Here is a 13,678-nt window from a genome sequence, read left to right on the forward strand (position 1 = left end):
ATGGCGCAAATTACGTGCCAAAGCGAGGGAAGTCATCTGGGAAATGCGGGGTATATGTATGCTGAATACGGCACAGAATGTGTTCAACACTTCAATGGACAATGGGCCTTTGCCATACACGATCAAAGGCAACAACAGGTTTTTCTGTCCCGCGATCGTATGGGAATTCGCCCTCTGGTTTATACACAGACAAAAGGCCGGTTTCTTTTCGCTTCTGAAGTGAAAGCACTGTTCACGCTGCCCGATGTCGAGCGCAGCGTCGATTTGACCGCTTTGAACCAGCTATTTACTTTCTGGTCGCCACTTCCACCACGTACATTCTTCGAAGGCGTTTTTGAATTACCGCCCGCACATTCCATGATCGTTAAGAACGGCCAGACAAAGATCTGGCAATATTGGCATCAGGATTATAGTCCGAATGAAGAAAATCGTTCCCTGGATGACTGGGCCGACGAATTGCGGTCGCTTCTGATTAATGCGACGCAGCTCCGGTTGCGAGCCGATGTCCCTGTTGGCGCGTACCTCAGTGGTGGTCTCGATTCTTCTGTCACTGCAGCCATTATTCGAAATTATACCAATGCTCCGTTGAATACATTTTCTGTTAATTTCAACGATAAAGATTACGATGAAAGCCACTTTCAGCAGGAAATGATCCGTGAACTGGGGACCGATCATCAAACAGTCTGCTGTTCTTATGAAGATATCGGACGGATCTTTCCCGAGGTCATTCAGCATACTGAAAAACCTGTTTTACGAACTGCTCCCGCACCCATGTTTCTGCTATCAAAATTAGTGCGAGACAATCAATTCAAAGTCGTCATGACGGGTGAAGGAGCCGACGAAGTATTAGGCGGTTACGATCTGTTTAAAGAAACCAAAATCAGACGATTCTGGAGTCGTCAGGCTGATTCAAAAATCAGGCCACTCCTGTTAAAACGTCTTTATCCTTACATGAAAAATCTGCAGGCACAGTCCCCCGCTTATCTCAAAGCGTTTTTCAAAATCCGTCACGAAGAAATCGACAGCCCCTTTTTCTCTCATCTGCCTCGCTGGGATTTAACTTCCAAGTTGAAAACATTTTTCAGCGCCGATGTAAAACAACAACTGGTAAATCAAGATCCACTCTCGGAATTTTCTCAGCAGTTGCCTGAACAGTTTTCCCAATGGCCTTCATTCTGCCAGGCCCAATACCTGGAGACGGTAAATTTGATGCCGGGATATATTTTGTCATCGCAGGGAGATCGAATGGCGATGGGAAATTCGGTTGAAGGTCGGTTCCCGTTTTTAGATTATCGTGTGGTGGAATTTGCCTCGCGGATTCCGGTTCGATTTAAGATGAATGGTTTAAATGAAAAATTCCTGCTTAAGCATGCCATGCGTGATCTGATTCCCGATAGCATTCGAAAGCGACCCAAACAGCCATATCGCGCACCAGATGCACACAGCTTTATCGATACGAACAAACAGAAAGCCCGGTTCGAGTATGTCAGTCAGTTATTGTCACCAGACAAACTGAAAGAGAACGGTCTATTCCATCCAACGACGGTACAGCGTCTGGTCAAGAAAATCGAACAAGGCAAAGCCATTGGAACTCGCGATAACATGGCGCTGGTCGGCATTCTTTCAACGCAATTACTGGTCGAACAAATGATCCATTCAAATCCGGTTTCGACTGAAAAAAGCACTGCCTCTGCTGCATTACTGACATAATTCTAAGACACATTCCCGTTAATCTGACTCTACAGTATAAAGGTAAAAAGATGAGCTCGATTCAAACTGATGTAAGGAACTTTGTCGCTGAGAACTTTTTGTTTGGCGATGACCCGGAGTCTTTACTCAACAATGATTCATTTCTGGAAACAGGGATCATTGATTCCACAGGTGTTTTGGAACTGGTTTCCTTCATTGAAGAAAAATACTCTGTTGAAGTCGACGACGACGAATTGATTCCTGAAAACCTGGATTCGATTGATCAGTTGATCAACTTCATTGAGTCCAAACTCAAAGAATTACAATAATTCCTTAAGGAGCAGGCCGTTGTTGCTGCAATCATTTCTAGAACAAAGTGCGCATGAGCATCCAGAGAAAGTCGCACTGGTTGTTGACCAGAATCGTTCTACCTATCTGGAACTGGATCAACAAAGTAATCGCTTGGCGAACGCTTTAGTACAACGAGGTGTGGAACGCGGAGATCGGGTTGCCATCCATCTGGACAATGCGCTTGAATCCGTGGTCTCGATTTTTGCAGTACTGAAGGCCGGCGGTGTCTTTGTGATGGTGAACCCTACCACAAAGATCGATAAATTAATCTACGTCCTGAATAATTGTCGCGCCAGCGCGCTGATCATTCCGGAAAAAAAACGAAACACCATTTTAGAACATTCCGATCTATTGCCTCATTTACGGACAGCAGTCACTGTAGGCCCCGCTACCCAACAACTGGAAGACAATGACCTGCAAATGCCCCGCTTTGAATCCTGGGAACAGTTGCAGGCAGAGTTCTCTGAAAGTATCACGCCGCCGAATGTTCCGACAATCAGCGTCGATCTGGCAGCGTTGGTTTATACGTCCGGGTCAACGGGAAATCCCAAAGGCGTCATGCTGACTCATTTGAATATGACCTCGGCAGCGCGATCGATTACGACCTACCTGATGAATGAGCCGGATGACATTATTTTAAATGTACTTCCTCTCTCATTCGATTATGGACTGTATCAATTATTGATGGCGTTTCGTGTGGGAGCCACGCTGGTCCTCGAAAAATCTTTCACTTATCCACACGCAATCCTGCAACGAATTATCGACGAACAGGTCACCGGCTTCCCACTGGTACCCACGATCTCTGCGATTCTGTTGAAAATGGATCTTTCGAAATATGATTTTTCGAAATTACGATACATCACAAATACAGGAGCGGCCTTACCCACCGAACATATCCTGACCTTTCGAAAACGCCTGCCTCACGTGCAGATTTTCTCAATGTACGGCCTGACCGAATGCAAACGAGTATCTTATCTCCCCCTGGATCAGGTCGATATCAGAACCGGATCGGTGGGAATTGCCATGCCGGATACAGAAGTCTTCATCGTGGATGACAAGGGGCATCGACTGCCGCCTGAGCAAGTCGGCGAACTCGTTGTACGTGGCGCTAATGTCATGAAAGGATATTGGGAAGCTCCTGAACGTACCGCAGAACGATTAAAACCAGCTGAGATACCCAATGAAATGTATCTTTATACCGGCGATTTATTCCGTATGGATCGGGAAGGATATTTATATTTTGTTGGCAGACGGGATGACATCATCAAAAGCCGTGGCGAAAAAGTCAGCCCTAAGGAAGTCGAAAACGTCTTGTTTGCTCATGAAGGTATTTCAGAAGCAGCCATCGTGGGAGACCCTGATGCTGTACTGGGACAATCTATTCGAGCCATTGTGACATTGATGCCCTATCAGGAACTGACAGAAAAAGAGGTGCTGGCTTACTGCCGCAAGCACCTGGAAGACTTCATGGTTCCACAAAAGATCGAATTTCGAGATGAACTTCCCAAATCGCCGAATGGCAAGATCGACAAAAAACAACTCACACTTCCCTGAATCGACGGGACAAAAATCAGCAAACAATAATTAACCGAAATACATTGCTAACGACTTCGTTGAGCAATTAAGGAGAATTCAGAACGATGACCACTCAAACAAAAACATTCAGTCCCGACTTATTAAACCTCGATTGTGCGGCAGAAACAGAACGTATTGTGAGCTGGATGCAGCAAACCGTTCGCAAGACGATGCGCAAAAAGGGGGGTGTGCTGGGATTATCAGGAGGAATTGACAGCAGTGTGGTGACTGCACTTTGTGTCCGTGCCTTCGGTGCAGATCGTGTTTTTGGAATCATGATGCCCGAAAACGATACAAAAGATGAAAGCCTGACCTATGGTCAATTACTGGCAGACCATTTTCATGTGGAAGCTATCGTGGAAAATATTGCACCAATGCTGCAAGGTGCAGGTTGTTATGAACGCCGCGATGCTGCCATCAAACAGGTCATTCCCGAGTATCAGCCGAACTGGAAGTCAAAAATCGTGCTTCCGAATTTACTGAAAGAAGGTGGCTATCGCGTCTTTTCAGTCGTCGTGCAAACACCCGAGGGAGAATTCATCAAAAAACGACTACCTTTAGCCGCATATCAAACGATTGTTGCCGCAACGAACTTTAAACAACGCTGCCGCAAAATGATGGAATACTATCACGCCGACCGATTGAACTATGCTGTTCCCGGCACACCAAATCGGCTCGAATACGATCAGGGATTTTTCGTCAAAAACGGTGATGGTGCAGCCGATTTGAAACCAATTGCACATCTCTACAAATCACAGGTCTACCAACTGGCCGAATATCTCGAAGTACCGGAAGTAATTCGCATGCGACCGCCTACAACAGACACTTATTCTCTTGAACAATCACAAGAGGAGTTTTTCTTTGCTGTTTCTTATGACAAACTGGATTGCTGTTTATACGGATTAAATCACGGTTATTCGCCCGAGGAAGTGTCAGAAGGTATCGATTTACCTGTGGAACAGATTGAGCTGGTTTACGGCGATATCGATTCCAAACGAAAAGCGGCTCGGTATTTACACATGCCGCCTCAGGTTATTGATTCCGTTTCAAGCGAATCAGAATAATCGTTTGCTGTGTCAAAAAAACGAAAAGGAAACGACCTTGTGAGCAAAAAAGAATTACTGGCAAAAGCCTGTGACTGGAGTGGATTAAACATGCTGGGGCGCAAAACTCCGCTCTGGAATGGTTTAATCGTCTTGAATTACCACCGGGTCGGTGACTGTGCTGGCTCCTTGTTTGATCATGATCTCTGGAGTGCTTCTGCCGAAAATTTCGAACAACAGGTTCGTTTCCTGAGTTTGAATTTTGATCTGATCCGGATCCGAGACTTGGACGGCCTCTGGAACCAACGACGAGGTCGTTCTGTGTTAATCACATTCGATGACGGCTACCGGGATAATTACGAGTGGGCATTTCCGATTTTGAATGCCTACAATTCTCCCGCCACATTTTTTCTGACGACAGGTTTTCTCGATGAAAGAAAAGTGGCCTGGTGGGATGAAATTTCCTGGATGGTTCGCAGCGCGACATCAACTTCACTGCCAGAAAACTCGTGGACGACAACAGCCCTCTCACTCGAACCAGCTAACCATGATCAGACAATCAAAACATTACTGAAAGTCTTCAAAAAATTACCTGGTAAAAAAACAGGCGACTATCTGAATTTTCTGGCTCAGGAAACCGGCTCGGGGCGCTGCCCGCAAGAGATTGCAGATCAGGTCTGGATGACCTGGGACATGGTTCGCGAAATGCACGAGGCCGGGATGGATTTCGGAGGCCATACTGTGAATCATCCGATTCTGGCCAATCATCCTGAAGAGAAACAACGTTTCGAAATCGAACACTGTAAACAGAGAATTGAATCGGAAATCGGTCAAAGCATTTCTGCTTTCAGTTATCCGGTGGGCGGCAAAGACTGCTTTGACCAAAGAACCAGAGACTGCTTAAAAGAGGCCGATTACCGCTGGGGCTTCAGCTATTATGGAGGATTCTCTTCGCTCAGCGATCACGATCAATGGGACATTCCCCGTATCGCCGTTGAATCGGAAGAACCAGCCACGCTGTTTAGAGCTTCCGTCTCACTTCCCCATGTCTTTTGCTGAGACTACATGTACATAAGGACCGTCAAGTCTGTAAATCACCTTGGCCATTCTTACTCCTCTGATCACGGCTCCTGATTTTTTCCGAGATTTTGTGATCGTACAGCTCAGTTGGTTGACGATTCTCGTCTAATTTGCGATAACAGCGGACCGCTTTAAAGGTTGTGGTACGCGCAACATTGTGAAGAGTACCATCGCCCTGATTGCTAATTCAAGCCTGATCCTCTTGGCATAATGACTATAAACTATTATGTAAGAATAGTTTATATCGATCAGGTTCTAATATAATTCTTTGCCGATTATCAAGTAAAAATGTTCGGCAGCTCGTGATTAATGTGGGAGAATCTCTGAATGGGTCGTTACACAGGACCAAAAGGACGTGTGAATCGTCGTTTAGGAGCGTTGGTTTTTGAAGATGCAGGTGCAACTCGCGCATTGGACCAGCGAAACCTTCCGCCCGGAATGTCACAACGTCGTCGTAAAGCTTCCAACTACGGTCTGGCTTTGATCGAGAAGCAGAAGATCAAATTCTATTATGGCCTGCGTGAGCGTCAGCTGCGTCGATATTTCGACAAAGCACGCCGCATTAAAGGCAACACCGGGGAAGCACTTTTGATTCTCTGCGAACGACGCCTTGATAACGTGGTCTGTCGAGCAGGTTTTGCCATGACGCGCCCACAAGCCCGACAGGGAATTGTGCACTCTCACTTTCAGTTGAATGGTGTCACAGTCAATAAGCCATCGATCTGGGTTAAACCTGGGGATGTCATCTCTGTCCGAAATCGTCCCAACCTCAAAAAGCTTTACAGCGAGCTCATTGATTCCGGACGACCTGGATGTGCCTGGATTACAACAGACAAAAAATCCTTAGAAGCAAATGTAGTTACTGCACCAGGGATTGAAGACGTCAGCCTGCCCGTAGACGTGGGTCAGGTCGTGGCTCTGATCTCTCGTTAAGAGAATCAATATTATCAATTCAACACTCCGAAAAGCTTCACGGTTTTTCGGAGTGTTTTTATTTTACCTTCGTTAATATATTCCCCCGCAGGGGTGAGAATTATTTTGCGAAACGTTATTGTGAGGAACTGATTTCGGGATATCTATTCCTGAATCTGAAAACAGTAACCAGTGTGGTTCCTGAAAACATTATCGGCCTTGAAACATAGAGGCATAATTATGGTGACGGAACGACGTAAAGCCGTCCTGCTGTTTGGTGCTCCTGGAGTTGGTAAAGGAACACAGGGCAGAATCCTCGGCCAAATCCCCGGGTTTTTTCACCTTTCAAGTGGCGACGTCTTTCGCTCTATCGATATTGAATCTCCGGAAGGTCAGGAAATTTATAAATACAGCTCACGCGGCGAACTGGTTCCCGATGAACTCAGTATCCGTATCTGGAAGCAGGGCCTCGATGCCCGTGCGACCCTTTCAATGTATAAGCCGAATAAGGACATTCTGATCCTGGACGGCATTCCCAGAAATGTGCGACAGGCAGAAATTTTGGAACAGTACATTGACGTTCTCAAAGTGCTGCACTTAACCTGTAGCGACGAAGAGAAAGTGATCCACCGCATTCGCCATCGTGCGATCCGTGAAAACCGGGCCGACGATGCCAATGAAAGCGTCATTAGACGCCGTTTCGAAGTCTATCGTGAAGAATCGGCTCAGGTCCTCAGTTGTTATCCGAAAGAAATCATCTCAAACATAGACGCGATTGGCTCACCAGCGGGTGTACTATTCGCATGTTTGGAGTCACTCGTTCCCGTACAAGATGCCCACTTCCGCGGCGAGTAAAACACAAACGCTCAGGACGAATAAAACCAGCGAATTATACAATCAGAAAGGCACGCCCATGGCCCGTTTTCATCTTGGATGCCCCACGTATCTGAACCTTAAACGAATGACCTGCCTCTTTCTGCCCTTGATCGTACTCGCCTCGTTTTCAATTTCACCAGTCTCAGCAGCACAGCGACCGGCCAAAGATCACCCCAATATTGTGATTGTCTTCACCGACGACCAGGGCTATCAGGACGTTGGCGTCTTCGGCTCACCTAACATCAAAACACCCAACCTCGATCAGATGGCCAAAGAAGGCGTTCGCTTTACCGACTTCTACGCCGCACAAGCCGTCTGCTCTGCTTCCCGCGCTGCCTTGCTCACGGGCTGCTATCCTAATCGCATCGGAATTCAGGGAGCGCTCGGCCCACAATCGAAAATTGGGATCAACGCTGAAGAAACCACCATCGCCGAAGTCGTCAAGCAGCAGGGATACGCTACCGCCATCTATGGAAAATGGCATCTCGGCCACCTTCCCGAATTCCTGCCAACAAGACACGGCTTCGATGACTACTTCGGGCTCCCCTACTCCAACGACATGTGGCCCTTTCATCCCACAGCCGGCAAACGATTTCCCGATCTCCCCCTCATCGAAAATGAAACCATCATCAACCCCAAAGTTACAGGCAAAGAGCAAGCACAACTTACTACCTGGTACACCGAACGCGCCGTCGCTTTCATCAACCAGAATCACGATAAACCATTTTTGCTTTACGTCCCCCACTCCATGCCGCATGTCCCATTGTTTGTCAGCGACAAGTTCAAAGGCAAATCCGATCAGGGACTTTACGGCGATGTGATCATGGAAATCGACTGGTCGGTCGGTCAAATCCGTCAGGCGCTCAAAGAGAATGGCATCGAAGAAAATACGCTGGTCATTTTCACGTCGGATAACGGGCCCTGGCTTTCCTACGGCAATCATGCTGGTTCGGCTCTCCCCCTGCGGGAAGGCAAAGGGACCGCCTGGGATGGCGGACAGCGTGAGCCCTGTATCATGGCCTGGCCCGGACAAATCCCCGCTGGTTCCGTCTGCAATGAAATGGCAATGACTATCGATATCCTCCCGACGGTCGCCTACTTGACCGGCGAAAAAGTTCCACAAGACCGCATCATCGACGGCAAAAATATCTGGCCACTGATGAGCGGAAAACCCGAAGCCAAATCACCCCACGATGCCCTGCTCTTTTACTGGGGCGGACACTTGAATGCGGTCCGCAGTGGCCAATGGAAACTTCATTTCCCACACGCTTATCGCAGCCTGAAAGACAAACCCGGCGCCGACGGCACTCCCAGTCGTTACGTTCAAAAGAAAACAGGACTCGCGTTGTACGATCTCAGCAATGACATCAGCGAAAGCAAAAACGTCGCCGATCAGAATCCCAAAGTCGTCAAACGTTTAACGGTTCTCGCAGAAAAAGCCCGCGCCGATATCGGCGATACCGGCACCAAACGCAAAGGCAAAAACAACCGGAAACCTGGCCGCGTGGATTGATCAAACAAAGTCCAGATCAATTCATCCATGTTCAATCGCTTCGCATTTGCGCACCGCGTCGCAATCTTGTGCGGCAATTAACACCGCCAGATCTCGGAATGTCTGCAACTCAGGCGGCAGTGGGTTGACCCTGTTTTTGTATAGTGACAAACCAAGCCACCCCATCGACACACAAGCAGAAATTGCAACCAGAGCTGCAGGATTCAGACCCCATAACGATAACGGAATCATGCTGAAAACTACAAGACTGCCGAACAAGTGACCCCATGCTTCAATTTTCCTCCCGCGACTCGAAAGCTGAGGAAGACGCCCCTCAGATCTCCAGCTGAGTTCACTCCAGAACGAATTCAGTTTATAACCACGAAACGCGTCAATGATTTTTGTACTCGGCGTCACCCGACATTTTGCTGAAACGAGCGGATTCGAAATCTGCTCGATTCCGTAAAACACGCCCGCCGGTCGACACTCTTTGTTAATCACCATGACGGGCTTAAAAGAAACCGTATTCACAGACCGCTTCTGAATGAATCGCGCGAGAGCACCAAAAGTAAACTTAGGTGCCATCTCGTTTTCCCAAACATCCAGACTGGGCACATTCGCAATCCCCAGCTCTTCAGTCCACTCTTCCAGAGTACTTTCAAATCCGAAATGTTTTTCAAAACGGAAAAAGAGATCAGCCAGATCCGTATCTTCCCACTCGTCATTTGCTTTCATGTGTAGATCAACGCGTGTTTCTGCATCGAACGAACGATCCGTACCCATCGCATCGCTCCAGCAAGCAAAAATACCGGCTAGAATCTGCTTTTCAGAAAATTGCGTCTCTGTCATGGAATTCCCCTTTCGGATAGTGACAGAAAAATGAATCGCAAGAGTTTCATCTCAATAAGTCAAATCATATAGGATCTCACCGACCTTTGATAGAAAATCTTCCTCTTGTCCCTTGAATTCTGCTTTTTTTGATTTCACTCTTCATCAGACTAAGACACAATATGAAGATTTAATGCAGGTTCTTTGAACACGATTCGATTCTCTTGAAATATTCAGAAGTAAATCTAACATTGATGGATCTTTTCTGATCTCCCCTTAAATAAAGGATTCGCCAGACATGCCTGCGATTGGCTCTTACCTACTCCATGCATTGCTGCTCCTGCTGCTGCTTTCTAATTCGCTTTGCCACACAACACAAGCCTGCACGACTGCTGTGATTAGCGGCAAAGCCACCGTTGATGGGCGTCCCCTGCTCTGGAAGAACCGTGATACCTCGAATATTCACAATGAAGTTGTCCTCTTTCAAGAAGGCACTCTGCGAGCGATCGGAGTTGTGAATGCGGGCAGTCGCAAATCGATTTATATGGGTGTGAATGAAGCGGGTTTCAGTATTGAAAATTCGCTGAGTAAGGATTTGAGAATTTCCGAGAAGACCACAGGTCTCGCCAACGGTGCACTCATGAAACAGGCGTTGCAAACCTGCAAGACCGTCGCCGATTTCAAAAAACTACTCGACCAGACGAACCAAACGGGCCGTCGCACCGCTGCGAATTTTGGTGTCATCGACGCAGAAGGGGGAGCGGCTCTGTTTGAGACAGGCCCCAAGACCTACACCATGTTTGACGCGAATGATGCGACAGATGCTCCCCATGGATACATTGTGCGTTCTAACTTCGCGACCACCGCTCAGGATCTGCCATCCATTCCTACAGCAAATGAAGTGGGTAGCATCTACTCGGCAGAACGCTATATCCAAGCCTGTTCTCGTTTCGATTCCCAAAAAGCGGTTGGCATCTCAGCAGGCTATGTCATCCGCAATCTGACACGTGACTTGTCGAACAAAGCCGGCAAGCCTTACCCCGGTTCCGTGAATGGTGTCGCGAAACCACTGCCGACCACTATTTCCACAGACAACACAATCAGCCGTACTACTACGGTTTCCGCGGTCGTGATTCAGGGTGTCAAACCGGGTGAGAAACCTAAGCTATCAACGATGTGGACCATCCTTGGTAACCCCAGTTTTTCTATCGCTGTCCCTTGCTGGGTGAATGTTCTGGAAGTGGCTGACCCATTGACTGATAAAAAAGGGGGCGAGATTGGTGAAATCGCGATTACACTCAGGGGCTGGAGCAAAACTGCGGATGGCAAGAAAATCAATACGGAATACCTGCCGGGGATCTGGTCTGATCTTTGGCCAATGGAAGATAAGATTCTAACACGAACTGCACAAGCTCAAGACGAGTGGAGAAAAGAAGGCGTTTCTCAAGAAGTATTAACCAAATTCCATCAAAAAATGGCGATGCTGGCGATGCACGCCATGCAGCAGGAACTACGCGAAATGAAACAAGCGGCTCTCGCCCTGCCGGCTCCCGCACCACCGCGTTTTGCTCCCGTCAAAAAAACCATCCTGGTTCCGTAGTAGAACGACAGACGCAAATCACAACACTTTGAATGTGGATTGAAAATAACAAGGAACTGAAAATGGGACGTCATCTACACTTCATCCAGAGAATCTCCTTCGCATTGATCGCAGGAATGATCAGCACTAGCACTTGGGCAGACGATGCTCCTTCCCCACAAGTAAAAAAACTGGTACGCGTGGCGATATTCGATTTCGACGGTTCGAAAAGCACGGGCCCGGACATTCTTGCGAAGTTTCTGACTCCCTCCAACGGTTTTCAAAGTAGAGTCGTTAGCTCCGCGGAAATACGCGATGGTGTTCTTCAGAATTATGACGTCCTGATCTGCCCCGGCGGTAGTGGCAGCCGACAGGCTAAAGCACTCAAAGAAGAAGGTCGCTCCTCGATTCGTAAATTTGTACGTGGCGGTGGTGGCTATGTGGGAATCTGTGCGGGTGCCTATCTTGCTTCCTCTCATTATCAATGGTCACTCGGAGTCATCAACGCTCGTGTCTGGGATCGGCAACACTGGGCACGAGGCAGAAAAAATGTTGATATCAGCTTAACTCCCTCCGGTCGGGAAGTGCTCAGCAAATCGAAAGCAAAATTCAATGTTTATTACGCAAACGGCCCACTGCTGGTTCCCGACAATCAGCCCCACCTGCCCGGCTATGAAGTGTTAGCCAAATATGACACTGAAGTCGCCCGTAACGGAGCCCCTGCTAATGCAATGGTCGGCACACACGCTATCATCCGCTCCAAATTTGGCACAGGTCGCGTCATCTGTTTCGGTCCTCATCCTGAAATGAAAAACGGACCCAAATCCCTCATCGCCTCCGGAGTCTATTGGGCTGCGAATGCAGAATGACAGCCGACCAATCCTGGAAGGCCACTCTAATGACTTGAAAGAATAGCTGAGAGAGAAGGTTCTCACAGTATATCTAAGAGTACCCATTGCTGAATCCCCTAGTCAGCCAATTGTGCCGAATGTACTGTCATTCAAACCACGTCCAACGACCGGCGACTTTACCTTCGCTATCGACGGCAACAGTGGCACTTACATCACCACGTTTCCAGACACGTAACGAATAGGTTTCAGGTTCGCCATACTTTCTTGACAATTCGTTAGAAGCCGTCAGCATCGTGACAGGCGACATTAACACGCCATCCATTTCAGAAATGCTGTCGGGGGCCGTTCCTAAAATCGCATCCGCTTCGTCTGCTGAAATCCCTAACGGCATCTGTGCCACTGTCACTTCAAGTTGTGAGACCACATGCGCCGGACGATTCAGAAAAAAAACAGAAACGATGCCTAGCAACAGAATGCAACTCACCGGTAACAAAAGCAGTAAGTATTTTTTCAATGTAGTCTTCATGGGACATATCCTTTCAGGTTATGGTCCGCAGAGCATGTTACGTATCAAATCTCTGCCTGATATCATGCCACAGAAACTTCTCTAATACCAGATAAATCACAAAACCATGTCAATTCAAGGGTGCTTCGTCTTTTTCTCGTAGTAGGTTTTGCTTGCACTATAAAGCTTTTACCGTTCCGAATACTCGTCTATGCCAATTTTTCAACACGCCGTTTTCGCCTGCTCGAAATCATCAGATTGATCCATTCAAAAACAGTTATTGTTCCAGCGTCTTTAAGAATTCGGAGAAACGGTTCGAAGGTACTTCAATCTTTTTCTGTTTCTCACGGTCAACTTTTTCTCCGCGGAATGGTTTGCGTGCAAAATAGCGTTTCAGTCGTATCGTGTAATCATATTTATTAATTTTCCTGTCGAGTTCCAGAATACACATTTTCTGATAATTCTCAGCGCGTTCAAAATCGCCCACTTCTGCATAAGAGGCTGCCAGAGAGTTCATGGAACCAGCGTCATTCCATTTCGATAACTCACACGCTTTTATAGCAAGCTCAACAGCTTGCTTACCATCGCGGTATTGGTCCTCGGCACAGGTAGCCAGAAGCCACGCCAATTGACTATAACCAAGTGGGTCTTCTGGTGCGACATGCATGGCTGCCTTGTAGTCCTTGATGGCATTCTCATACTCACCTCTCTTACACCACGCATTGCCCCGGCTAACATAGTTTTTCTCAGATTTTTCATCATTCCGAATTGCTTTAGAGAAATCCAGAATCGCCTTATCATACTCGCCTTTCTTATACCAGACTTCGCCGCGACCGTGATAAGCAGTTACGACGTCTAGCCCCTCCTTAAGAGAGATTGCATAGTCATAGTTTTCAA

At 47.5% G+C, this 13,678-nt stretch carries 13 protein-coding genes; 10 read left to right on the top strand and 3 right to left on the bottom strand.

The features are described from left to right. The 8 genes from asnB to Q0668_RS05475 form a co-directional block, all read left to right on the top strand. On the top strand, window positions 1-1,710 hold a 1,710-nt coding region (gene asnB, locus Q0668_RS05440), incomplete at its 5' end, for an asparagine synthase (glutamine-hydrolyzing) (RefSeq protein WP_298860991.1). A 50-nt stretch (window positions 1,711-1,760) separates the two neighbouring features. Continuing rightward, on the top strand, window positions 1,761-2,018 hold the full coding sequence (locus Q0668_RS05445; RefSeq protein WP_298860994.1) for an acyl carrier protein: 258 nt from the start codon (window positions 1,761-1,763) through the stop codon (window positions 2,016-2,018). Between the two features lie 19 nt (window positions 2,019-2,037). Then, window positions 2,038-3,594, top strand: coding sequence for an AMP-binding protein (locus Q0668_RS05450; protein WP_298860996.1), 1,557 nt, complete (start codon window positions 2,038-2,040; stop codon window positions 3,592-3,594). Window positions 3,595-3,680: 86 nt separating this feature from the next. Further along, entirely contained in the window at window positions 3,681-4,679 is a 999-nt protein-coding gene (nadE, locus tag Q0668_RS05455; RefSeq protein WP_298860999.1) for an NAD(+) synthase, read from the top strand. Between the two features lie 39 nt (window positions 4,680-4,718). Beyond that, window positions 4,719-5,717: a polysaccharide deacetylase family protein gene (locus Q0668_RS05460; RefSeq protein ID WP_298861002.1), complete on the top strand. Its 999-nt coding sequence runs from the start codon at window positions 4,719-4,721 to the stop codon at window positions 5,715-5,717. Between the two features lie 348 nt (window positions 5,718-6,065). Further along, window positions 6,066-6,671: a 30S ribosomal protein S4 gene (rpsD, locus tag Q0668_RS05465; RefSeq protein WP_298861005.1), complete on the top strand. Its 606-nt coding sequence runs from the start codon at window positions 6,066-6,068 to the stop codon at window positions 6,669-6,671. A 219-nt stretch (window positions 6,672-6,890) separates the two neighbouring features. Further along, complete coding sequence (locus Q0668_RS05470; protein ID WP_298861008.1) at window positions 6,891-7,505, top strand: nucleoside monophosphate kinase; 615 nt, start codon at window positions 6,891-6,893, stop codon at window positions 7,503-7,505. Window positions 7,506-7,563: 58 nt separating this feature from the next. Next, complete coding sequence (locus tag Q0668_RS05475) at window positions 7,564-9,039, top strand: sulfatase (RefSeq protein ID WP_298861011.1); 1,476 nt, start codon at window positions 7,564-7,566, stop codon at window positions 9,037-9,039. Between the two features lie 21 nt (window positions 9,040-9,060). Here Q0668_RS05475 and Q0668_RS05480 read toward each other — a convergent pair whose 3' ends face one another. Continuing rightward, window positions 9,061-9,867 (bottom strand): hypothetical protein, encoded by an 807-nt coding sequence (locus Q0668_RS05480; protein WP_298861016.1) that lies wholly within the window; start codon window positions 9,865-9,867, stop codon window positions 9,061-9,063. A 277-nt stretch (window positions 9,868-10,144) separates the two neighbouring features. Between Q0668_RS05480 and Q0668_RS05485 the strand changes: the two genes are divergently transcribed. Both Q0668_RS05485 and Q0668_RS05490 read left to right on the top strand, forming a co-directional pair. Continuing rightward, complete coding sequence (locus Q0668_RS05485) at window positions 10,145-11,446, top strand: carcinine hydrolase/isopenicillin-N N-acyltransferase family protein (protein WP_298861019.1); 1,302 nt, start codon at window positions 10,145-10,147, stop codon at window positions 11,444-11,446. A gap of 62 nt (window positions 11,447-11,508) precedes the next feature. Next, window positions 11,509-12,294, top strand: a complete 786-nt coding sequence (locus Q0668_RS05490) for a BPL-N domain-containing protein (protein ID WP_298861022.1) — start codon at window positions 11,509-11,511, stop codon at window positions 12,292-12,294. A gap of 127 nt (window positions 12,295-12,421) precedes the next feature. Here Q0668_RS05490 and Q0668_RS05495 read toward each other — a convergent pair whose 3' ends face one another. Continuing rightward, window positions 12,422-12,802: a hypothetical protein gene (locus Q0668_RS05495; protein ID WP_298861024.1), complete on the bottom strand. Its 381-nt coding sequence runs from the start codon at window positions 12,800-12,802 to the stop codon at window positions 12,422-12,424. A gap of 256 nt (window positions 12,803-13,058) precedes the next feature. Continuing rightward, window positions 13,059-13,678, bottom strand: a 620-nt coding sequence (locus tag Q0668_RS05500; RefSeq protein WP_298861027.1) for a tetratricopeptide repeat protein, incomplete at its 5' end; no start/stop codon positions are given.

It is taken from the genome of uncultured Gimesia sp., from assembly GCF_937910335.1.
Lineage (GTDB): Bacteria > Planctomycetota > Planctomycetia > Planctomycetales > Planctomycetaceae > Gimesia.

What these genes read in the sequence shown, in the direction of transcription:
- Q0668_RS05485 (WP_298861019.1), top strand. Translation starts at nt 10,145, where the DNA reads ATGCCTGCGATTGGCTCTTACCTACTCCATGCATTGCTGCTCCTGCTG.
- nadE (WP_298860999.1), top strand. Translation starts at nt 3,681, where the DNA reads ATGACCACTCAAACAAAAACATTCAGTCCCGACTTATTAAACCTCGAT.
- Q0668_RS05480 (WP_298861016.1), bottom strand. Translation starts at nt 9,867, where the DNA reads ATGACAGAGACGCAATTTTCTGAAAAGCAGATTCTAGCCGGTATTTTT.
- Q0668_RS05445 (WP_298860994.1), top strand. Translation starts at nt 1,761, where the DNA reads ATGAGCTCGATTCAAACTGATGTAAGGAACTTTGTCGCTGAGAACTTT.
- Q0668_RS05490 (WP_298861022.1), top strand. Translation starts at nt 11,509, where the DNA reads ATGGGACGTCATCTACACTTCATCCAGAGAATCTCCTTCGCATTGATC.
- rpsD (WP_298861005.1), top strand. Translation starts at nt 6,066, where the DNA reads ATGGGTCGTTACACAGGACCAAAAGGACGTGTGAATCGTCGTTTAGGA.
- Q0668_RS05495 (WP_298861024.1), bottom strand. Translation starts at nt 12,802, where the DNA reads ATGAAGACTACATTGAAAAAATACTTACTGCTTTTGTTACCGGTGAGT.
- Q0668_RS05475 (WP_298861011.1), top strand. Translation starts at nt 7,564, where the DNA reads ATGGCCCGTTTTCATCTTGGATGCCCCACGTATCTGAACCTTAAACGA.
- Q0668_RS05470 (WP_298861008.1), top strand. Translation starts at nt 6,891, where the DNA reads ATGGTGACGGAACGACGTAAAGCCGTCCTGCTGTTTGGTGCTCCTGGA.